The sequence below is a fragment of the Pseudoalteromonas sp. CO348 genome (assembly GCF_004208845.1).
GTDB classification, from domain to species: domain Bacteria; phylum Pseudomonadota; class Gammaproteobacteria; order Enterobacterales; family Alteromonadaceae; genus Pseudoalteromonas; species Pseudoalteromonas maricaloris.
The window spans coordinates 1-21,003 of record NZ_SGPI01000021.1 but is presented as its reverse complement, the minus strand read 5'-3'; the positions used below and the strand labels follow the sequence as shown (position 1 = coordinate 21,003).

Genomic DNA, 21,003 nt, shown 5'->3' with positions numbered 1-21,003 from the left:
AGCGATGACAAAATTTCATTAAGCGCGTTTTTGGGTTTCGTGCTAGCATGGCTGCAACGGAATTACTTTGTCTGATTGACCAATTGATAGCATTACATCTCTTTAGTCGGCTGTTTTATGGGGTACGTGGTGCCAAATGTATGAAAGAAGGCCTTCACCTTAAGTCGAAATCTGCTGACAGTTTCATCCCCTTTAGCGCTATGACAGTTCCGCCAGCACCTCAGCGTGGTTGGCTTGCTCAAAAAGTCCTGATCAAACAGGGTCACGAGACCTATGTGTTAAGTGTTAAAAATCAAGGTGCAGATGAGTTAGTGCAACAATTGCAACGACTGTGGATCTTACACCATGGCAAGCACTTGCAAGTCAAAATTCGTAAAATCGAGCAGTTATTAACGCGTCGATATCTCAGCCATCATAATCAAACTCTAGTACGTCATGTTTGCAGTGCCTTATGGTCCAGCTGGCAGCACCTAGATGACAATATCGTGCCAAGTTCGTTAAAGCCTCAAGTAGCAACAGTACGAGAAATTGCCCTTTGGAATGAGCGTGATATTGCTGAGTTTCGGTCTGCTTTTGTCGAACACTACTTGGCAAAAGACGCTAACTATTTTGACAGCGTTGAATCAAATCCCCTTACAGTAGCTCAGCGTAAGGCTTGTGTGATCCAGGATGACAGGCAATTACTGCTTGCTGGCGCAGGCACGGGTAAGACAAGCGTTATCAAGGCCAAAGTTGGGTATCTTTTGCATCGTAAATTAGCTCAGGCGAATGAGCTGTTATTGCTTGCGTATGGTAATGATGCCGCGACGGAGATGCGTCAACGCTGTCAGCCTCTCTGTGATACCTTAAATTGCTCTACCTTTCATTCGCTTGGCATGCAGATCATCGAAGCGGTTACCGGGGCAAAGCCGACAATTTCAACTCTAGCAACGGATAAAAAACTATTTAAACAATTTATTGCAGACACCGTGCAGTCGTTGCGACAAGAAAGCCACTTTGAGCGAGACTTTGCGCTATTTCTGAAAAGTTCGAGCACACAGCAAGCGTCACAGGCGATAGACCTGATAAGTCAGGTATTACCTTTGATGAAGCATGCTCAAATAATGGGTGAGGTTGAGCAACTGCTGACGCAATTTAGCAATCAAATGAGTGTTATCATGCCAGTTCTTGCGGAATATCAGCTGTATTTAAGCAATGAATCTAGCATCGATTTCGATGACATGCTGGAGCGGGCTATTTATTACGTAGAGTCTGGTCAGTTTATTTCACCGTGGAAGTTCATCTTGGTCGACGAATTTCAAGACATCTCCCGTGTGCGGGCAAAGCTCATTCAGGTGCTGCTAGATAAAAAAGCTGGCTCGCAATTGTTCGCCGTTGGTGATGATTGGCAGGCTATTTATCGCTTTAGTGGTGGCGATATGCGCCTAACTACCGAATTTACTCGCTATTTTGGTAAGTCGACGACCACATATTTGGATAAAACATTCCGTTATCCTCAAACCATTTTAGATACGGCGAGTGAGTTTATTTGCCGCAACCCAGAACAAATAACCAAGCATATCACTTCTCATACCTCCGGCGTGGCAGGGCAGGGGGTGGTGAAAGTTATGGTGGATGAGGAATTGTCGCAGGCGCAACAACTGCTCAATCTTATCGAGCAGCGCAACGAAGGAAAAGCTTCCGTTGCCCTACTGGCAAGAAATCACAGAGCATTACCTGATAAATCAAAGATTGCGCAGTGGCGGCAGCTCTATCCAGAACTTATTATTTCACATAACACCTTTCACGGTGCTAAAGGGACTGAAGCAGACTTTACGATAGTATTTGGTCTCAAGCATAGAAACTTTCCGTCACAGGTAAAAACGCCAGCATTTGTCGATGCGCTTTTACCTGCACAAGGGGCATTTCCCGACGCAGAAGAGCGACGCTTATTCTATGTGGCGTTAACCAGAGCGAAGAAACAATGCTTTTTATTAGCGCCAAACGATGCACCTTCTTACTTTTTAGAGGAAATCGCATAATTATTAATCCCTGTTGATGGACTTGATCTTTTTGTGCCATGCACTCATACAATTACTTGTTGAATAAAAAACAAGCGAGGAAAGGATGAGTACGGATCTACTAAAAGACGCGTTGAAAAGATTAAACCATATAGTCGAAAAAACAGGAATTAACGAGTCTACCTATCAAGCGTTAGCCCAGCCTCAAAGAACGCTGTCGAGCAACATTTCAATTCGTCGTGACAACGGTAAGCTTGATTATTTTAAGGCGTATCGTTGTCAATACAATGATTTGCTAGGCCCAACAAAAGGCGGAATACGCTTTCACCAAGAGTCTGATATGAGTGAGGTGCAAGCTTTAGCCCTTTGGATGACACTAAAGTGTGCGGCGGTTGGCGTGCCATTTGGCGGTGGTAAAGGTGCCGTAACCGTTGACCCTAAATCACTGAGTCCGATGGAGCTTGAGCGCCTTGCTCGAGCATATATTAGAGCTAATGCTGATTTTATTGGACCCGATCAAGATATTCCCGCACCGGATGTGTACACTAATGCCAGGATCATGGGTTGGATGATGGATGAATACGAGAAAATCGTCCGTAAAAAAAGTCCAGCCGTGATCACTGGTAAACCGCTTATTTTCGGAGGGAGTGAAGGGCGAGAGTCCGCCACAGGTCGCGGTGCATTTTTAATGATAGAGCGGCTTAGTGAAAAAAATAATTGGAATAAAGCGGAACAAACAGTAGCTATCCAAGGCTTTGGTAACGGTGGTTATCACTGTGCAAGGCTATTGCAGCAAGCGGGTTATAAAGTCGTTGCAGTAAGCGATTCAAAAGGCGGGATTTACTGTAAAGATGGCTTAGATATAGAAAGCATTTATCAAGAAAAGCAACGCAACAAAGCGCTTAAAGCCGTGTATTGTGATGATTCAGTATGTGAAAGCGTTGAACATAAAGTGCTGAGTAATGAAGAGCTGCTTGCGCTGGATGTAGACATTTTAGTGCCCGCAGCGCTATCCGGCGCAATCACCCGAGATAACGCCAAAGCAGTGTCGGCAAAGTATATTGTCGAAATTGCCAATGGACCGGTTGAGGCGGACGCCGACGAAATCTTGCATGAACAGGGCGTGATAGTGATCCCTGATATTTTAGCTAATGCCGGCGGCGTCATCGTAAGCTATTTTGAGTGGTGTCAGAATCGCCAAGGAGAGGCTTGGGACGAGCAAACTGTGCAAGATAAATTGGCGCGATATTTATCGAATGCATTTGAAGCGGCGTGGCAGCTGCGAAGTGATGAAGGGCTTGAGATGCGAGATGCCGTATACAAACTGGCGTTAAAACGGATTGAGAGCGCCTTGGAAGCTCACGGGACACAATCTTACTTTGAAAATCGTGAGTAGTTTTTTAGATTGTGTCGATAAATTTTTTTTGCTGTACTGTTTTCGGGTGAGTCCACATAATCGCGCTTTTGTTTGGGGGCCGGTGATACACGAACCTGCTTAGGTGTTTTCACTTAACGATTCGTGTCGACAGCGACCCTCTTAATCCGCTACTCAAGGGGCAATTCGTATGCGCGGTTGGATCATTTACAAAGACTCTGCCAGTTTGTTAAAACCTGAAATTTATGAAATAGATAGATTGATGGCGGTGGCAAAGGAAGAAGGTATTGATCTTCAAGTTTACTCACCTGATCAATTCGATCTATTGGTAACCAGAGAAGATGAAGAAAGTATTCTAATCGATGGCCAGCCGGTTGCGTTACCTGACTTTGTTCTGCCGCGTATGGGTGCAGGCACGACTTACTTTACGCTTGCGATTATCCGTCACCTTGAGCGTTTAGGCGTACATTGTTTTAACTCTTCACAGTCTATCGAAACTGTAAAAGATAAGCTGTATGCGCAGCAGATCCTTGCAGAGCAAAACTTACCAACACCAAAAACTATGTTGGTTAAGTTCCCTGTAAATATTGAACTGGTAGAGAAGCAAATTGGTTTCCCGGTTGTGATTAAAACGCTATCAGGCTCGCAGGGCAGCGGCGTATTTTTGTCAAAATCACGCGGTGAATTTGATGATTTGATGCAACTTATTGAAGCAACAAATCCAAAAGCAAATATCATCTTGCAGCGTTTTGTGAAGTCGAGTCATGGTCGAGACTTACGTGTATTGACCATTGGCGGCCGTGCTGTTGCTTGTATGGAGCGTAATTCTGGCGGTAAGAACTTTAAGGCCAACGTGAGTTTAGGTGCAAAAGGTAGCCCACACCCGATCACCCCTGAAATCGAATGGCTAGCAACACAAACCGCTAATATCCTGAATCTAGATGTTGCTGGCATCGACTTATTATTCGATGAAGAGCATTTTAAAATTTGTGAAGCAAACTCAAGTCCAGGTTTTGAAGGGCTAGAACAGGCTGTAGACATTGATGTGGCGAGAGAGATTTTACACTTTATTCGAATTCGCTTAGGGATCTTTAATCGCACTGGTCAATCAAAGAAGAGCAGTAACGGCACTAAAGCGAGCAAAGAAAAAGCAGCGGAATAATACCGCTACGTCATAACACGAAAGGAGCTAGGTCAAGCTCCTTTTTTATTGCGTGAAGGGCTCAAGCGCGCCTCTTAGTGCGTCAAGCTGAATAGGCTTAGACAGAAAGTTATTCATGCCGGCCTCATAACAGGCTGCCTTATCGGACTCAGAAGTATTGGCGGTCAACGCAATAATATGTGGTCCTTGGCGTTTATCTTTTTCAAGCCGACGAATACTGCGAGTGGCTTCAAAGCCATCCATAATCGGCATGACGCAATCCATAAAAACAATATCAAAAGCTTTGTCTTGGCATGATTTTACGGCTTGCTCGCCGTTATAAACTTTGTCGATGTGCGTTGCACCAAACTGATTCAGTAACTTTTCCATCACCAGTACGTTGATTTGATTATCATCTACAAGCAGGATTTTACATTCTGATAAGGAAATACGCTGCTCTTCAGCCTTTTGCGCTTGTACGTCGTCGGCCTCGTCTGCAAATTCTATTGGGAAGGTAACGATAAAGGTACTTCCTTTACCCAACTCACTTTCTACCTGTACTTCGCCTTGCAACAAATTACAAAGTTCAAATACGATTGAAAGGCCAAGACCAGTACCACCAAAATGCCGACTTACACTGGCATCGCCTTGGCTAAATGGCTGAAAAAGATGCACTTGATTGGTCTTAGCAATCCCAATGCCTGTATCTGAGACACTTAATTGTAGCAACGGTGAAGTTTCACTTCCCAGCACGTCGGCATAAATATCGATACTACCCGTTGGTGTAAATTTGACGGCGTTACTCACGAGGTTTGCAATAATTTGTTTAACTCGAGTCGGATCTGAATAGAGCCAATTTGTGCCTTGATTATGAATATGGAAGTTGATTGCAAGCCCTTTTTCGCGACAGGCTGGACTGTATAGACCTACTACCTGTTCGACTAGCTGATGGAGATCAAATGCGGTATTGTCTAGCTTCAGGTTGTTACTATTTAACTTACTGAAGTCTAATACATCGTTTATCAATGTGATCAACATATCTGCACTGTTGACCGCGACGCTCAGGTTACTCTTGATTTCTTTTATGTCGGTTTCTTTTTTGCACGCATGAAGCATACCGACTAAACCATTCAGCGGGGTTCTTAATTCATGGCTGATTTTGGCGATAAATTCACTCCGGGTCTTAAGAAGTTGCTCCGCTTCTTCGCGCTTTTGCTCTAATGCAATACGCATTTTGACTTGTTCATCAATATCTTGAATTGCTCCAAAAACCCGAACGCATTCGCCATTTTCATATTCACCTTGACCGTGAGAGGCGACCCACTTTTCGTTGCCGTTGGCATCAATAATAATGGATTCTATGTCCCATTTGGTTTTGGAGGTGATGGCGTCGTCTATGGCTTGTTTAATGTTTCCTTGGTGAACGCCGGGTTTGTAGAAGCTGATGGCATTGTCGAGTGTTGGTGTAAAGTTATCATCAACGCCATGAATGAGTCGCGTTTGTTGGCTCCAATACACTTTGTTCTTTTTAAAGTCGACTTCCCATGAGCCAATATCAGCAAGACGACTCATCGCTGCTAATGCTTGTGATCGGTGTTGTATTTTTTTTAACGCCTTTTGCCGAGAAATTTCAACACCAATCCATTGACCTAATAAACTCACATAATCTAAGTGTTCTTGACTGAACGCTTGGGCTTTGGCGCTTGATGCGGAAAAGTTGACGGTACCATAGCGTTTACCATCAACAATAATCGGCGCACCAATGTAGCTTTCTAGGCCAAAGTTTGCGTAGCAAGGGTGAGTGGCAATTTCGCTGGTACCAGCGTGATGAAAAGACAGTGCGCTGTCAGCTTGTAAAGTGTGCCAGCAATAGGTGTTTGCCAGTTCAAAATCCGTACCTACTAACAAAGAATTATCTGGAGTGATCACATGCCTTACTGTGTATACATCAGCTTGGATTTCACTGACGATTGCAATATCAAGCTCAAATACATCGAGGCCAAGAGTCAGCAGCGCCGTCACTTTTTCTTCAAATGTGGTGTCTTGGTTTGTGGTGATGAGGTGTAATCGTTTTAAAATACTCACAAATTTCACATTGGCAGTACAAGGCAGTTAATCATTTAACTTTAACCGCTCTTTGCTAACTTGCCAACATTAAATCGTTTGAGTCTGTCGAGATAATTTCCGTTTTTCAAAGGATTATGAATAAAATAGTCATCGCGGGATTTATCACAATTTTTTAAGGCAAGTCTATGAAATACGTAGGTCTACTTTTTTTATTAATGACAACGGTCGTGAGTGCACAAACACTTCGTGTTGCTACCTTTAATGTCAGTATGGAAGCAACGAACTATCAACAAAAAGGGCAAGCACTGGACTCTCAAAAGCTCAGTAAGTTGCTACAAAATGGTCAACATCAACAAATCAAGAATATTGCAGAAATCATTCAGCGTGTTCGTCCAGATGTGATTCTACTTAATGAATTTGATTACATCGCTGAACCAAATAAAGGTGTACAGGCATTTGTAAATAACTATCTAGCACAACCTCAAGCGGATCAGCAGCCGATATCGTACCCTTACTTTTATATTGCGCCAGTCAATACTGGATTACCAACACCGTTTGATTTAGATAATGACGGTAAGCAATCTAACTATGGCGGTGATGCCCAAGGGTTTGGGCTATATGAGGGGCAATATGGGATGGTTGTGCTGTCAAAGTATCCGATTAAAAAAGAGCAGGCCCGAACTCTGCAGGCATTTCTTTGGAAAGATATGCCAAACCATATGGTGACAATAGATCCGACGACGAGACAGCCTTGGTATAGTGAGCAAGAGTGGCAAAGCTTGAGGCTAAGCTCAAAATCTCACTGGGATCTGCCAATTGAAGTGAACGGTAAATTATTTCACCTGCTGGCTATGCACCCAACGCCTCCTGTCTTTGATGGTGAAGAGGATAGGAATGGCAACAGAAATCACGATGAGATCCGCTTAATGGCTGATTATATCGACCCTAAACGTAGCCAGTACATTTATGATGACAATGGTGTTAAAGGTGGCCTTAAAAATGATACACGATTTATCATCGTCGGTGATTTAAACGCTGCTGATAAAGGCGATAAACATAGACTAGGCGTGATAGAACAATTATTAGATAATCCTAAAGTATTCTCGAACTTTACGCCAAAAAGCAGAGGGGGAAGTGAACATAGCAAGGAAAGTGAGAGTCGCAGTTATACCGCACATTGGGGGGCTCGTGTAGATTACGTATTGCCATCCAAGTTCGGTTTTCGAGTACTTAGCAGCGGGGTTTTCTGGCCAAGCAAAGAAGATGAATTATTCCGTTTAGTGGAAAGTCGTCATGCCAGCTCCGATCACCGTTTAGTTTGGGTAGACGTGGAAGTTAAATGACCGCTGTGATTGGTCAATTGTGTCGCTTATTACAAATTTAAACAATGACTAACGGAACTAAACCGAAATAACCCCTAAGCTTGCGCTTAATGAATAGGAGAGTGTGATGAAAAGAATTCTATTAAGTGTTGGTTTAGCGGTTTGGTTATCCGGGTGTGCTCATCATGATGATGTGCGTCCATCGTCTGATGGTGTGCATAATATTATGTTATTTTCCGACAGCCGTGATGCGGGTAGTAAAGAAGCATTAAAGCAGGCCAAGCACTATTGCAAACAAGCCGATATGGTCGCGTATGTTGTGGATCTAGATATTATTTATAACAGCGATACGCCTGAGAGTACTTATATCACGCAAAAAGGCGTAGCTAACGCCGTTGAGGCTGCTGGTATGGCGATGTGGATTTTTGGTCGAAATAGTGTCGATGATGCAGGGGCTGCAATGACCATAGGTGGAGGAATAGCCGATGGTGCGCTCGGTAATCCTTATGATGTGCGATTAAATTTCAAATGTGGATGAATGATTAGTCAGCACGTCTAACGTCGCAACATGCTTCAATCTTCATCCTTTTTTGGATTATTTTGAGGCGTGTTGTTTTTGGGCGTTACCTTATCTTTGTCAAAAGGCGCCGTTTGCTCGTCTATTTTCTTTTTCATTTCAAATTTGGCGGAATATTTTAACAACGCAATATTGCTCCAAATCACCCCTAACACACCAGCAATGATCAAGATCACTTGCCATGTTTCTAATTGATTGCCCATTCTAGCTCCTCAAAAAAGCCCTATTTTTTAAATTTGTCCTGAAATAGGTGAGCATTTTAGCGCGACTGTTGATATTATTCACCACCTAGTCATTTCGCGATAATTATGCTGCATATATTTACATTCTGAGGATAATAGCGCATTCATGGAACAAGTGTTAATTTGGCCTGCCCAGTATCCCATGCTGTTAAAGGGGTTAATCGAACAAAACGGTGCTTACATTCTAGATGCCATAGAGGCATGGCCGAATTGCCAACAAATGAAAGATGAGCAGGGCGTAACGACCACTGTTCTACCTCCTTTATTTTACCTCGCTTGGCTACGACCGCTAGAGCCGTTCGAAGCTTGTTATTTTCAGCATATTGATGACTATGACGATAAACAGCGTCAATACGTTAATAGCGTAATTCAACACATTGAGGAAAATGATACTGATCAGGATGAGCTAATAAAAACTCTTATTCAGCGTCTTGGTCAGTACTCTAACATTCAAGCTCAGGTACAAGAGCAAAGTTTATCGTTTGTAGAGTTGCTCTATGACAAAAATTATGAAAAGACGCTGATATGGCTATTGGAGAAAGGACTTAAGTTTAGCGCGAAAGAAATTGTTGCTCTGTGGTGCAACAGCTCGGAGGCAACACAGACGGTACTATTGACTCATATTGATACTTGTCTGCTTGACCGAGCCGCTACTGCTAAACTAGCAACGGATAGTTTGCTGGATGGACAGCAGACCTTTGAGCTGCTTTGCGCTATGTGTGACAAAGATGAAGTGACGGGTCTTTTGGAACAAGCGCTATTGTTCCAGCTAACCCAGCAACAGGTGAAGCAATCAGCTATTATTACGCTGGTAACGCAGGGCGCGAAAGGAACGGCAAGAGATAGCAACGGGCGCTCTGCCATTATGTTAGCGGTTGAAAATGGTTTTGTGAGTGCAGTTGAAACCATGTTGCCGCACCATAAAGTAAATGAGTTGGACGAATCGGGCAGGAACTTAATGCATTATGCGGCGGCATCGAACTCTGCTGCTATGATCGAAATGATTTTTGAACATGGTGATGACCCGACGCTTGCGGATATTCATGGCGACACCCCTTACCGTGTTGCTATGAAAAATCAGGCACTTACTTCTAAGCAAACATTTGAACAGCGCGGTATTATCGAGCTTTCTAACGAAGCAAAGTATCAAAAAATAAAAACCGTCCATATTCTTTATGCCTTTGCTGCGATTTTGCTACCACTTCAGTTATTTTTATTTTTTACTGATGAGGTTGATGAAAAAACCATTGCAACACTTGTCACTACGGCTGCTTCTATCGCAATTTTTGTTTTTGCGAGACGAAAACGCAGTAATCCCCTCTATCCGAGCAGCTCAACACCTTGGTCACTCATCGGGGTAAATGCGTTAGCTTGGCTCAGTATTGGTGTGCAGGTATTGTTTTCAGTATTGGTGTTGATAGCCGTACTCTCGTTGCAGTAGCTTACCATATCGAATAATACCAAGGCATGAATACGAAAAAAGCGCAGCTACTTCATTGAAGACTGCGCTTTTTTAATGGAGTTACGCAAGCGAGATTATGACTCTTTATGTTCGTGAGCTGCCTTTTCGTCGGCAAGGTCTTCTTTTAACTTGCGGATCTTCAATCCTAACTCTTGGCCTCTGTGTCTTGCATAGTAAGTGCAACCAATAAACATGGATGTTGCAAAGCCAATCTCAAGCAGGACTAACACTAGCTCGTCAGGAGATGTCCACAACAGGGTAAAGCCGTGGATAAAATAAAACATCACGATAAAGTTTGCCCACGCATAAGTGTATGGCTTATCCTGTAAAATACCTTTAAGCGGGAGTAATAAAGGTAAAACGTACACCACAAAGACAAAGCCCAAGCTGTAACCTTCTCTTGGTGCAAGCACAAAGAGCCACAGTGGCATCAGGATCAGGAGACCAAAATATCCAACTAGCGCACAGAGTTGAAAGCGTCTAGTGATGGGCTTTTTTGCAATTTCATTCATGTTAACTTTTCCGCGACGCGTAGCAGTCGACTCGCTGCTGCACGACAAATTTTGATTTCTGTTTGAGTGAGAGAAGTATTGTTTTGGCTGCCCGCAACATGTGTTGCACCGTAAGGCGTTCCGCCCATTTCGGTTGCCAAAAGCTCTGGAACATCATAGGGGATACCTAACAACATCATGCCGTGGTGTAATAACGGTAAGGAGAGGTTGAGTAGAGTAGCCTCGTTGCCACCGTGCATACTGCTTGAAGAAGAAAATACGCAGGCTGGTTTATCGATGAGCGCGCCTTTAAGCCACAGATCGCTGGTGGTTTCCCAAAACGCTTTCGCTTGAGCCGCCATCATACCAAAGCGTGTTGGAGTGCCAAACGCCAAACCGTCACAGGATATTAAGTCTTGCTTTGTTACGACCACATCATGGTCTTGGCGTTTCTCAAATACGCGTACTACAGCTTCACCACCTTGTGACACTATGGTGTCTGCAAATTCGTGCGCCATATTTGCCACAGAGCCATGACTAGAGTGGTATAAAATAAGAATTTTACTCATTACAGGATATCAAGCACCGACTCTGGAGGCCTGCCAATCGCCGCCTTATCACCTTTAACAACGATAGGACGCTCAATCAGTTTAGGGTTTTCAAGCATGGCAGTGCGCAGTGTCGCTTCATCCGACTCTTTCGATAGTCCAAGCTCTTTGTAGAGCGTTTCTTTGCTACGTACAAGCTGATGAGCAGAACTAAATCCAAGCTTAGACAGTAAATTAGCCAAAGTGTCACTATCGATTGGCGTCTTGAGGTATTCAATAACGGTAGGATTAACGCCATTGGACTCTAGTAAAGCTAGGGTTTCACGTGACTTTGAACAACGCGGGTTGTGATAGATTTCTACTGACATGATTTCGCTCTATTTTGCTCTAATTCGTAATGTGAACGGATCATAGCTTAATGTCGTGAGGACGAAAAGTGATGTGCAAGAAAATTGGCTTAAATACCCATTAAACTGAAGCCGTAAGCAATCGCTAAGCTTTATAGCTTAGCGATTTCTTTTTGCATATTACGGTATTGGCTAAGTAGCGCTTTTAATCTGGTACGTTTGATATCTTCGTTATCTTCGACATGATTGAGTGCACGCTGGACTTCATCCGCAGCTTTAGTAAATGCGCCATATTGTGCGTAAACCCCGGCTTTTGACTCATGATACGCAGCCTTGTTTTCTTGGGCTTCGTAGGTTTGTGTGAGTAAATCGCGGGCGAGAATATGATCCGGTTTCTCAAGCAAAAAGATCTTGAGCAATTGCTCAGCAACTTCATACTGTTTTGCTTTTATGGCGGCATTAGCATAATTCAGCGTGATAACTTGGTTATTGGGCCTAAATTGATGCTGGGCCTGAAGCATCTCAACGGCTTTGCCAGAATGCTCTGTCGCAATTAAATAATCGGTATACACATCAAGATAAAACAGGTTATTCGGATCCTTTTCTAACAACTCATCCAATAGTTTACCAGCTTCCTTGTATTTTTTTTGGTCGAGTAACGTGATTGCTAATCCGTATTGTAGAGCGCGCTTGTCGAGCTCTGCTGAGTGTTTTAGCGCGTTTCTGAAAAATGCTTCTCCAGCATCTTCTGAATAATAGTATCGTGCAAGCACACGGCTTTTAGCTAACGCGTAGGAAAGGCTTGAGGGGTAATGCTTTTTCTCGAATTGTTGTGCTCTAAGCCTAACGTCCGATACTCGACTGTCGGGTAACGGGTGCGTAAGCAAAAATGCGGGTGGTTTATTTTTAAAGCGAATTTGATCCGAGAGCTTAGTTAAAAATTCACTGGCCGCATAGGGGTCAAAGCCTGCTTTATGTAGTGTATTCATACCAAATCGGTCGGCTTCTTGCTCCGCTTTTCGGCTATGCGTTAGTTGGTTCAATGACGACTGGGTCTGGCTTGCGGATAAAATGGCGATACCCGCATCTGGGGCAACAACGGTTGCTAAAATGCCAGTAATAAGCCCCGCTATGGTCAAGGCGCTGTTGTCTTTTGCGTTTTGTACGCGGCGTGCTAAATGACGTTGGGTAACGTGCGCAATTTCGTGGCCAATAACGGATGCTAACTGACTCTCGTTATCGGATTGCGCAATGAGTCCCGTATGTACACCAACGTGGCCTCCGTAAAAAGCGAAGGCATTAATATCTTTGTTATTTATCCAAAAAAAGGTAAATGGAAAGCGTACGTCATTAGCATTGGCGACGAGGCGATTGCCCAGGCTAGTTAAGTACTCTTCAAGTACCGGATCGCCAACCACAGGGGAGCGCGAGCGTAGCTGCATCATCATGACTTCGCCGATCGCTTGCTCTTTTTCAATAGGTAGTACTTGGAGAGCTGAAGTGCCTAAATCTGGTAGTTTCAGCTCTGTTTGTGCAATAGCGCTGCTTGATGCAGCGAGCACAAATGTTAAAACGATTGAATTTAATAGGGGTTTTAACCGCATTTTAATCCCTTTTAAGGTCTTCTCCGAGCATGATCCTAGCTAAGTCGACTTCATCATTGCATGCTCGAGCATCTTTTTCGCAAAGTTGGTAAAAATCTTTTATTGAGACCCCATCAACACCTGTGATGTTCAATTCTTTTTGCAAAAACGTCACTGTCATATGTAGCACTTTGTGCGCATGAAGTATTAAAGCTTTGTCGGCTATATCACCACGTTCAAAGTAAAACGCAATGAATTTATGGAGCTGGTTGATGCGCAGTAAGTTTTTCATCGTGTGCGGATCCCACACTCGGAATTCTAAAAAACGATTATCTTTAACATAGGCATCAATCTTGGTGCCTTTGGCTATTGGGTAAGCCCAAAGCTCAAAGCCTCTATCAGTAAATGCTTGATGTAATGCTATTTGAGGTTTATTGTCACAGTGAATTATGCCACTGTCATCTTCATAACCACCTAACAGTTCTATATTCCAGTTTCGCTTATCTAGTAAACGCTTTACCGCATTATCAAAGCCGTGATGGAGCAGACCTTCACATTCACTTACCGCTGAGGCGACAAGGTGATAAAAAGGCGGAAGTTCACCCCAATTAATTTGCTTTTTGTACCAATTTATTTCTTTTAGTGTTGGATTGGCTGGCAATCGGGCCTTATTATTAACGCCTGGCATTAAGATTCCCAAGAAGTAGAGTATGCTATTAAGAATAAACCATCAACGCCTTGAGGGCTACCGCATTGAGTGATTTGTGTGGAGACAAGACAACAAAATTTGTGCATGATTTGCGAGAATTTACCTGTCCCGCATTATTTGTTCAGTTTAAGTGGCGGTTAAAGCGCCATGACTATACTCTAGGCAAACTAAAGTTGCTGATGAGTCAGGATCAAAGCTTGTTAGACATAAAAAAATATTTGGATGGTAACTCGGTGAGTTACCAAATTATTGAAATTGAAAGCGGTGAAGTGTGTTTGGAGATCATGGATGTTTGAGTTAGTAAAAGCGTGGTATATCAAAAAGTTTTCAGATCCACATTCCGTTACTCTATTGCTGATGCTAGTTGCTACGGTTGCTTTGCTGTACTTTTTTGGCAGTTATGTCATGCCGGTACTGGTCGCAATTGTCATAGCTTATTTACTAGAATGGCCAGTGAACAAGCTTACCCGAGTGACTGGCAGTAGGATGTTATCAGCAGTAGTGGTAATGGCGGTATTTGTGGGGGTCGCTTTGGGGCTGGTATTTGGTATCGTTCCCGTTTTGTGGCAACAGTTAAGTAACCTGCTCCAAGAAAGTCCAACCATGGTCGAAGAGGGTAAGGACTTCCTTTTACATTTACCTGAATACTATCCGACGCTGATCTCTACAACTCAGGTACAGGCAATTGTGAGTTCTGTGGAAAGCAAACTGTTAGAGCTTGGCGAAGTCATTGTGTCAGCCTCATTAACTTCATTAAAAGACGTTGTCGCTTGGATGATTTATTTAGTCTTAGTGCCGCTGCTTGCTTTTTTCATGTTGAAAGACAAGTCAGAGCTTACATCTGGAGTGTCAAAAATTATACCCAAGGACAGAAAGCTCATTTCACAAGTGTGGCATGAGATGGACCAACAAATCATGAATTATATTCGTGGTAAAGTTTTTGAGATTGTTATCGTTGGTGTAGTGAGCTTTGTGACCTTTTCCATTTTGGATTTACGTTATGCCGCACTACTGGGGACGTTGGTTGGGCTCTCTGTACTTATCCCATTTATTGGTGCTGCACTCGTTACCTTACCCGTTGCCGCAGTTGCTTTGTTTCAATTTGGTCTAGCGCCAGAATTTTGGACTATTCTCATCGCGTACGGCATTATTCAAGCATTAGATGGTAATGTTTTAGTGCCGTTATTGTTTTCAGAAGCAGTGGATCTTAACCCTGTTTATATCATTGTTGCAGTGCTATTTTTTGGTGGTTTATGGGGTTTTTGGGGGGTATTCTTTGCGATTCCACTTGCATCTCTGGTCAAGGCGCTGATCAATGCATGGTCGAGTAAGAGTGAAGAACTGTTGGCGAAATAGTGAGAATTTTTGATGTTAGTCGGCTCAAGAGCCGACTAAATAAATAGCTATTGTGTGATCCTACCCGTGCTTTCACGAACCACCATACTCGGTGTGAACACATGTGAGACTTCTTTATCATTTTTTCGATGTCCCCGTGTTTTAGAAAACAATAAACGCGCAGCATGTTCAGAAATAATGTTGTTAGCCTGATGTGCAGTCGTAAGCTTTGGCCAAGTTTGGCGGGAGAATGGAGAGTCTTCGAAGCCACTGATAGACAATTGACCCGGGATCTCTATATTCATCAGCCGCGCAGCAAATAAAGCTCCAGCGGCTACCTCATCGTTACCACCTAAAATTGCAGTGATTTGGTTTGGATTGCCATCGGCCAGCAGCGCTTTAGCGCCTTTTACCCCGGATTCAAATGAGTAAGTACCGTGATAGAGCAGTGTATCGTCTTGTTTTATATCGTGTGCTTTTAGGGCATCGCGATATCCGGCTAACCGTTCCGTCGTTGATTTGTGTTCTTCATCCCCAAGTACAAACGCAATTTTTTTATGTCCAAGTTGGATCAGATGCTCAGTAATTTCATAGGCTGCAGCATAGTCGTCAACAAAGATACAGTTATTTGCGCTATTTTTCGCTTCTTGCGCTCGACCAGAAAGTAGACGCACGTAATGTATGCCCAGCTCATCTAGCATATCAATAATGGATTGTTGCTCGGATAGAGGAGGAGTCAAGACTAAACCTGCAAGACGTGAGCGTTTGATCATAGTGACGAATTCTTCGGCCATATTTTCCGAATTGGATTCACAGGGGTGGATGACGAGCTCATACCCTTCATCTCTACAGCGAGATAACACCCCGTTTTGCATATCAATGACATAATACGCATTGGGATTGTCGTAGACCAAGCCAATTGCAAATGAAGAAGTACCAGCTAAGTTTCTCGCAGCGATATTAGGCTGATAATTAAGCTCTTTGACAGCCTGCATTACTTGATCGTAGGTTTTTTTTCTAACCGAAGGTTCTTTATTGATTACCCGCGATACGGTTTTCATAGATACGCCAGCTAGCTTGGCAACATCATTAATAGTGACTTTCATGTAGTTGTTCTTCTATTTACAGGTCTGTATCGATCATTATTAAGCACAGAGGAATAGTAGCGCTTTATGTATGCAGAAGCTAGCGCCCAATTTCTGAGATATTTAGCCGCTAAGGCGACCATCGGCTTAATAAAAGGATCATCTGTTTTTCTTAGTCTATCTAATAAGTACAGAATTTAGCACTACAATTCGCAGAAATAAATGAATGATACCGGTGTCAAAAATTTTATTTTAGGTTATTATTCGCAATGTAAAATTGAAAAGAAGCGATTTGACAGCGTTGTCATTTTGGCATAATGTGCTTGTTTAATAATGTTTCTTTGTTGTTACTACCTGAAAAGTAAGGTAACTAACAATCACTTACGTCTTAGGGGAATATGTAATGGGTGGTCGTGTAGATTTGGATAGTTGGCAAAAGCTCAGTGGTTCTGCGCAGCGAGTAGAGCAACAGCATTTAAAAACGATGTTTGCAAACGATGCACAAAGGTTTGAAAAGTTTTCTCGTCAAATCTCAGGTGTATTGTTCGACTTTTCCAAGCAACGCATTGATGACCAAACATTCTCTGAGATGATGCAGCTCGCAAAAGAGAGTGATATTGCGCTTTGGCGAGAAAAGATGTTCTCAGGTGAAAAAATAAATATCACTGAGGACCGAGCTGTTTTACATACAGCACTGCGTAACCGAGCTAATACACCTATTTATGTGGATGGTGTAAACGTTACTGAACAAGTCAATGCAGAATTAGAAAAACTACAAGCATTTAGTAACCGAGTTCGTTCAGGTGAGTGGCAAGGGTATACAGGCAAAGCTGTCAAAGATGTGGTTGCGATTGGCGTTGGCGGATCTAACTTAGGCCCGCAAATGGTAACTGATGCGCTTGCTGCGTATGCAGATGACACGCTAAACGTGCATTATGTTTCGAATGTTGACGGTGTACAGATTGCTTCAGTACTAAAAGGTTTGGACGCAGAAACAACCCTGTTTGTTGTGTCATCAAAAACTTTCACAACCTCTGAAACCATGACCAATGCAAAGACTGCCGTTGAGTGGTTTTTGAATGCTGCAAGCGATAGAGCGGCAATCGCCAAGCATTTTGTTGCAGTGAGCACCAACCTTGAGAAGACCAGAGCGTTTGGTATTAGCGATGACAACGTGTTTACGATGTGGGACTGGGTTGGCGGTCGTTTCTCGCTTTGGAGCGCGATAGGATTACCAATCGCACTTTATTTAGGCTTCGATAAGTTTGTCGAAGTACTTGAAGGTGCGTTTGAAATTGATGAGCACTTTAAAACGGCAAACAACGAAGACAATATTCCACTGTTGATGGCGTTACTCAGTGTTTGGAATACCAGCTTCTTGGGGTATCAAGCACAAGCGATTTTGCCTTATGATCAGGCGCTTCATATGCTGCCTGCGTATTTACAACAAGGTGAAATGGAAAGTAATGGTAAGCATGTTACTTTTGCAGGAGAGCAGGTAAACTATACGACTGTGCCAATTATTTGGGGCATGACAGGGATAAATGGCCAGCATGCTTTTTATCAGTGTTTACACCAAGGTAATGTGATTGTACCGGCTGATTTTATTGCTTCGATTGAACCGCAAAACAAAGTAGGCCAGCATCACGATATTTTACTGTCTAACTTCTTCGCGCAAACGGAAGCGATGATGGCGGGTGTAGATGCACAGCAGGTTCGTGAAGATTTAACAGCTAAAGGTAAGTCGGATGCGGAAATCGACAAGTTGATCCCGCATAAAATACACCAAGGTAACCGTCCAACCTCTTCATTTATCTTAGATAAGGTAGATGCAAAAGCTGTGGGCCGACTAATTGCCTTGTATGAACACAAAATTTTCTGCCAAGGTATTATTTTGGATGTGTGTTCATTTGACCAATGGGGTGTTGAGCTTGGTAAAGGGCTTGCTTCAAATATTGAAGCCGAGCTAACGCAAGAAGGCGTTACTAACCCGCATGATAGCTCAACGGCGGGTCTAATCGCTTATTACAAGCAAAAGAGAACAAATTAATACTTCGAGTGGAACTGGAAGTAAACAGAATACCTTTGAACGGGTAGCGCTGGAGTACTTAGAACCTGTATTTTTGTGAGAGGAAATACAGGTTTCTAAGACTCATTTATACCAACTTACTTAATCTCTCAAATTGAGCAGGTCTTAAGTCGAATTGATATTACTAGTGCATTGTAATCGAAATCATCACCCGTTACACAATGAGTTTGGTAGGCTTTGGAGTGGCTCCAAATCAAATAAACACTGCGTGCTTGTAGTGCACGCCTAACCTAATGAGAGTGAATTATGCTTAATCCTTTTGACATCGTAATTTTTGGTGGGGGAGGCGATTTAGCACTTCGCAAACTCCTACCTGCCTTGTATCGTGCATATCAAGAAGGTAACTTACCTGAAGGCACTCGCATCTTACCGACCGTTCGTGAACAAAACAAACAACAAGAATTTATCGAAACGGCACATATCGCATTACAAACTCACCTTGGCAAAGGCGAATACAACAAGAAAGATTGGTCCGCATTTGAACAGTTTTTAGTGCCCGTGGTAGTCAACGTTACTGAAGAAGATGAACACTGGGATACGCTAAAGAATATTTTGGCTGATGGGGAAGATAAGTCTCGTGTATTCTACTTGTCACTTCCTCCAGCGGTTTATGGCCGTTGTTGTGAGCTATTGTCAATCAAAGGGCTAATCACTGAGCAATCACGTGTAGTTGTTGAAAAGCCTATTGGTTATTGCGGCAAATCTGCAGAAGAAATTAATGCCAAAATCGGTGAGTTCTTCTCGGAAGAGCAAGTATTCCGTATCGATCATTATCTAGGTAAAGAAACGGTTCAAAACCTGATGGCACTTAGATTCTCAAACGCACTGTTCGAGAATTTATGGGATGCTAAAGCCATAGATAATATTCAGATCAGTATCTCTGAAACAGTCGGTCTTGAAAGCAGAGCTGGCTTCTACGACAAAGCGGGTGCACTTCGTGATATGGTGCAAAATCACTTATTGCAACTACTTTGCTTGGTTGCCATGGAGTCACCACATAAACTTAATGCTAACAGTATTCGCACCGAAAAGCTTAAAGTATTAGAAGCGCTTAGACCGCTAATTGACACGGATGTAGATAATAATGTTGTGCGTGGTCAATATGTGCCAGGCGACCTTGAAGGTAAGCTGGTACCTGGCTACCTAGAAGAGTTGGGCGAAGGGTCGAGTAAAACAGAAACATTTGTTGCTATTCGTGCTCACATTGATAACTGGCGTTGGTCTGGCGTGCCTTTCTATTTAAGAACAGGGAAGCGTATGAAAAAGCGTTGTGCTGAAATTGTGGTTGAGTACAAGCCTGTTTCTCACAATGTTTATGGCGATGCGGCGGGTCCAATTCAGCCAAACCGTCTGGTAATAAGATTACAACCTGAAGAAAGTATTCAGTTAACGCTAATGTCTAAGCGTCTAGATAACCTTGAAATGCAACTAGAGCCAGTGACGCTAAATATCTCATTGAGTGAAAAGTATAACAATGGCTATCATTCAGACGCATATAAGCGCTTAATGCTTGACGCCGCTGCAAATAACCCTGCTTTATTTATTCACCGTGACGAAGTGCGCCAAGCGTGGCAGTGGGTTGATCCAATCATTGAGCGTTGGCAGAGTAAAGGGGCTCCGTCACTTTATCGTGCTGGCTCTTGGGGTCCTGAAGACGCCGATGAACTGCTAGAAGAAAACAAACATGTTTGGTTCAACGCGGGAGAGCAAGCGTAATGGCACAGTTAACAGAAAGAAATTTCAGCTCCAAAGACGAGATGACAGCAGCGCTTGCAGAGCTACTTCAAGCTGGGCTCAGTCAAGGTATTGAGCAGGACGGTGAAGCTGTGCTGTTAGTATCTGGTGGTTCATCACCGGCTCCAGCGTATCGTTACCTTTCTGGTGTTGAACTAGGCTGGGACAAAATTACGGTTGCTATGGTTGATGAACGTTGGGTTGAACCGGAACACGAAAAGTCTAACGAAGCATTTATCAAGTCGACATTACTGCAAGACAAAGCGGCAAATGCTCGATTTGTGACGATGAAGAATGCTGCATTGTCAGCAGAAGAGGGCGCTGATTTATGTGAGTCTGCTTATGCAGCGTTGAAAAAACCGTTTGATGTAACCATTTTAGGAATGGGGCCGGATGGTCATACCGCCAGTTTATTTCCAAATGCAAAGGGCCTAGAGCACGCGTTAACGACCACAAACACTGTGTGCGCAATTAATGCTCATCAAAGCGAAGTGACAGGTGAGATCACCGAGCGCATGAGTTTGTCTTTGGCGGGAATAGCTAACTCTAAGGCGGCTGTTTTATTGATCTCTGGTGATGAAAAAAAGGCGGTGTATGAAGCGGCAAAACAACCCGGCTCAGAGTATGAAGTACCACTGCGCGCTGTATTAAATCACCCTGATATTAATTTGACCGTATTTTGGTGCCCGTAACCCGAGTGCATCTACTAGAAATAGTAAAATGTAAGGCTGGCGTGATAGCTGGCCTTACCTTGATTACTTGAGTCAACTGATTGAATATCTCTGGACATTCAGCTCGGAGCGACAACACTTCTTACTTCTTACTTCTTACTTCTTACTTCTTACTTCTTACTTCTTACTTCTTACTTCTTACTTCTTACTTCTTACTTCTTACTT

18 protein-coding genes are annotated in these 21,003 nt (G+C 43.2%); 10 read left to right on the top strand and 8 right to left on the bottom strand.

The features are described 5' to 3' along the window. The first annotated feature begins 47 nt into the window (after positions 1–47). From EXT48_RS10360 to EXT48_RS10350, 3 genes are all read left to right on the top strand, one after another. The gene (locus EXT48_RS10360; RefSeq protein WP_130164409.1) at positions 48–2,021 is read left to right on the top strand and encodes a UvrD-helicase domain-containing protein; all 1,974 of its coding nucleotides are present in this window, start codon (positions 48–50) and stop codon (positions 2,019–2,021) included. An 85-nt stretch (positions 2,022–2,106) separates the two neighbouring features. Beyond that, entirely contained in the window at positions 2,107–3,396 is a 1,290-nt protein-coding gene (locus tag EXT48_RS10355) for a Glu/Leu/Phe/Val dehydrogenase (protein WP_130164408.1), read from the top strand. A gap of 169 nt (positions 3,397–3,565) precedes the next feature. Further along, entirely contained in the window at positions 3,566–4,537 is a 972-nt protein-coding gene (locus EXT48_RS10350; protein ID WP_010375495.1) for a RimK family alpha-L-glutamate ligase, read from the top strand. A gap of 45 nt (positions 4,538–4,582) precedes the next feature. Here EXT48_RS10350 and EXT48_RS10345 read toward each other — a convergent pair whose 3' ends face one another. Beyond that, positions 4,583–6,601, bottom strand: coding sequence for an ATP-binding protein (locus EXT48_RS10345; RefSeq protein ID WP_130164407.1), 2,019 nt, complete (start codon positions 6,599–6,601; stop codon positions 4,583–4,585). A gap of 167 nt (positions 6,602–6,768) precedes the next feature. On the opposite strand from EXT48_RS10345, the gene EXT48_RS10340 reads away from it, so the two are divergent. After that, complete coding sequence (locus EXT48_RS10340) at positions 6,769–7,926, top strand: endonuclease/exonuclease/phosphatase family protein (protein WP_130164406.1); 1,158 nt, start codon at positions 6,769–6,771, stop codon at positions 7,924–7,926. Between the two features lie 106 nt (positions 7,927–8,032). After that, positions 8,033–8,443, top strand: a complete 411-nt coding sequence (locus tag EXT48_RS10335; RefSeq protein ID WP_130164405.1) for a hypothetical protein — start codon at positions 8,033–8,035, stop codon at positions 8,441–8,443. Positions 8,444–8,478: 35 nt separating this feature from the next. Here the strand turns inward: EXT48_RS10335 and EXT48_RS10330 are convergent, their stop codons facing one another. Next, positions 8,479–8,685, bottom strand: coding sequence for a DUF2897 family protein (locus EXT48_RS10330; protein WP_039492319.1), 207 nt, complete (start codon positions 8,683–8,685; stop codon positions 8,479–8,481). Between the two features lie 145 nt (positions 8,686–8,830). Between EXT48_RS10330 and EXT48_RS10325 the strand changes: the two genes are divergently transcribed. Beyond that, positions 8,831–10,165 carry an ankyrin repeat domain-containing protein gene (locus tag EXT48_RS10325; RefSeq protein WP_130164404.1) on the top strand — a complete coding sequence of 445 codons (1,335 nt, stop codon included), beginning with the start codon at positions 8,831–8,833 and terminating at the stop codon, positions 10,163–10,165. Between the two features lie 95 nt (positions 10,166–10,260). Here EXT48_RS10325 and EXT48_RS10320 read toward each other — a convergent pair whose 3' ends face one another. The 5 genes from EXT48_RS10320 to EXT48_RS10300 form a co-directional block, all read right to left on the bottom strand. Beyond that, positions 10,261–10,698: a DUF2069 domain-containing protein gene (locus EXT48_RS10320; protein WP_045989079.1), complete on the bottom strand. Its 438-nt coding sequence runs from the start codon at positions 10,696–10,698 to the stop codon at positions 10,261–10,263. Continuing rightward, on the bottom strand, positions 10,695–11,246 hold the full coding sequence (gene wrbA, locus EXT48_RS10315) for an NAD(P)H:quinone oxidoreductase (RefSeq protein WP_130164403.1): 552 nt from the start codon (positions 11,244–11,246) through the stop codon (positions 10,695–10,697). Before wrbA ends, EXT48_RS10320 begins: the two co-directional genes overlap by 4 nt. Continuing rightward, on the bottom strand, positions 11,246–11,593 hold the full coding sequence (gene arsC, locus EXT48_RS10310) for an arsenate reductase (glutaredoxin) (RefSeq protein WP_130164402.1): 348 nt from the start codon (positions 11,591–11,593) through the stop codon (positions 11,246–11,248). Before arsC ends, wrbA begins: the two co-directional genes overlap by 1 nt. Before the next feature lie 131 nt (positions 11,594–11,724). Beyond that, complete coding sequence (locus tag EXT48_RS10305; protein WP_130164401.1) at positions 11,725–13,176, bottom strand: M48 family metalloprotease; 1,452 nt, start codon at positions 13,174–13,176, stop codon at positions 11,725–11,727. Between the two features lies 1 nt (position 13,177). Beyond that, a complete protein-coding gene (locus EXT48_RS10300) occupies positions 13,178–13,843 on the bottom strand; it encodes a hypothetical protein (protein WP_045989077.1) in 666 nt (221 codons plus the stop codon). 309 nt (positions 13,844–14,152) lie between these two features. Between EXT48_RS10300 and EXT48_RS10290 the strand changes: the two genes are divergently transcribed. Beyond that, on the top strand, positions 14,153–15,220 hold the full coding sequence (locus EXT48_RS10290; protein ID WP_045989076.1) for an AI-2E family transporter: 1,068 nt from the start codon (positions 14,153–14,155) through the stop codon (positions 15,218–15,220). A 47-nt stretch (positions 15,221–15,267) separates the two neighbouring features. On the opposite strand, the gene EXT48_RS10285 is transcribed toward EXT48_RS10290, so the two are convergent. After that, positions 15,268–16,305 carry a LacI family DNA-binding transcriptional regulator gene (locus EXT48_RS10285; protein WP_102056569.1) on the bottom strand — a complete coding sequence of 346 codons (1,038 nt, stop codon included), beginning with the start codon at positions 16,303–16,305 and terminating at the stop codon, positions 15,268–15,270. Between the two features lie 382 nt (positions 16,306–16,687). On the opposite strand from EXT48_RS10285, the gene pgi reads away from it, so the two are divergent. The 3 genes from pgi to pgl all read left to right on the top strand — a co-directional run bounded on the left by pgi (position 16,688) and on the right by pgl (position 20,799). Then, complete coding sequence (gene pgi / locus EXT48_RS10280) at positions 16,688–18,334, top strand: glucose-6-phosphate isomerase (RefSeq protein ID WP_130164400.1); 1,647 nt, start codon at positions 16,688–16,690, stop codon at positions 18,332–18,334. A gap of 285 nt (positions 18,335–18,619) precedes the next feature. Beyond that, positions 18,620–20,089: a glucose-6-phosphate dehydrogenase gene (gene zwf, locus EXT48_RS10275; protein WP_017218883.1), complete on the top strand. Its 1,470-nt coding sequence runs from the start codon at positions 18,620–18,622 to the stop codon at positions 20,087–20,089. Beyond that, entirely contained in the window at positions 20,089–20,799 is a 711-nt protein-coding gene (gene pgl / locus EXT48_RS10270; protein WP_130164399.1) for a 6-phosphogluconolactonase, read from the top strand. The genes zwf and pgl overlap by 1 nt, the downstream gene beginning before the upstream one ends. Positions 20,800–21,003: the final 204 nt, after the last annotated feature.

Bases quoted from the DNA above. Each gene is read 5' to 3' on its own strand.
- EXT48_RS10300 (WP_045989077.1), bottom strand. From the start codon at position 13,843: ATGCCAGGCGTTAATAATAAGGCCCGATTGCCAGCCAATCCAACACTA.
- arsC (WP_130164402.1), bottom strand. From the start codon at position 11,593: ATGTCAGTAGAAATCTATCACAACCCGCGTTGTTCAAAGTCACGTGAA.
- EXT48_RS10335 (WP_130164405.1), top strand. From the start codon at position 8,033: ATGAAAAGAATTCTATTAAGTGTTGGTTTAGCGGTTTGGTTATCCGGG.
- EXT48_RS10340 (WP_130164406.1), top strand. From the start codon at position 6,769: ATGAAATACGTAGGTCTACTTTTTTTATTAATGACAACGGTCGTGAGT.
- EXT48_RS10305 (WP_130164401.1), bottom strand. From the start codon at position 13,176: ATGCGGTTAAAACCCCTATTAAATTCAATCGTTTTAACATTTGTGCTC.
- EXT48_RS10350 (WP_010375495.1), top strand. From the start codon at position 3,566: ATGCGCGGTTGGATCATTTACAAAGACTCTGCCAGTTTGTTAAAACCT.
- zwf (WP_017218883.1), top strand. From the start codon at position 18,620: ATGCTTAATCCTTTTGACATCGTAATTTTTGGTGGGGGAGGCGATTTA.
- pgl (WP_130164399.1), top strand. From the start codon at position 20,089: ATGGCACAGTTAACAGAAAGAAATTTCAGCTCCAAAGACGAGATGACA.
- EXT48_RS10320 (WP_045989079.1), bottom strand. From the start codon at position 10,698: ATGAATGAAATTGCAAAAAAGCCCATCACTAGACGCTTTCAACTCTGT.
- EXT48_RS10325 (WP_130164404.1), top strand. From the start codon at position 8,831: ATGGAACAAGTGTTAATTTGGCCTGCCCAGTATCCCATGCTGTTAAAG.
- EXT48_RS10355 (WP_130164408.1), top strand. From the start codon at position 2,107: ATGAGTACGGATCTACTAAAAGACGCGTTGAAAAGATTAAACCATATA.
- EXT48_RS10285 (WP_102056569.1), bottom strand. From the start codon at position 16,305: ATGAAAGTCACTATTAATGATGTTGCCAAGCTAGCTGGCGTATCTATG.
- pgi (WP_130164400.1), top strand. From the start codon at position 16,688: ATGGGTGGTCGTGTAGATTTGGATAGTTGGCAAAAGCTCAGTGGTTCT.
- EXT48_RS10360 (WP_130164409.1), top strand. From the start codon at position 48: ATGGCTGCAACGGAATTACTTTGTCTGATTGACCAATTGATAGCATTA.
- wrbA (WP_130164403.1), bottom strand. From the start codon at position 11,246: ATGAGTAAAATTCTTATTTTATACCACTCTAGTCATGGCTCTGTGGCA.
- EXT48_RS10290 (WP_045989076.1), top strand. From the start codon at position 14,153: ATGTTTGAGTTAGTAAAAGCGTGGTATATCAAAAAGTTTTCAGATCCA.
- EXT48_RS10330 (WP_039492319.1), bottom strand. From the start codon at position 8,685: ATGGGCAATCAATTAGAAACATGGCAAGTGATCTTGATCATTGCTGGT.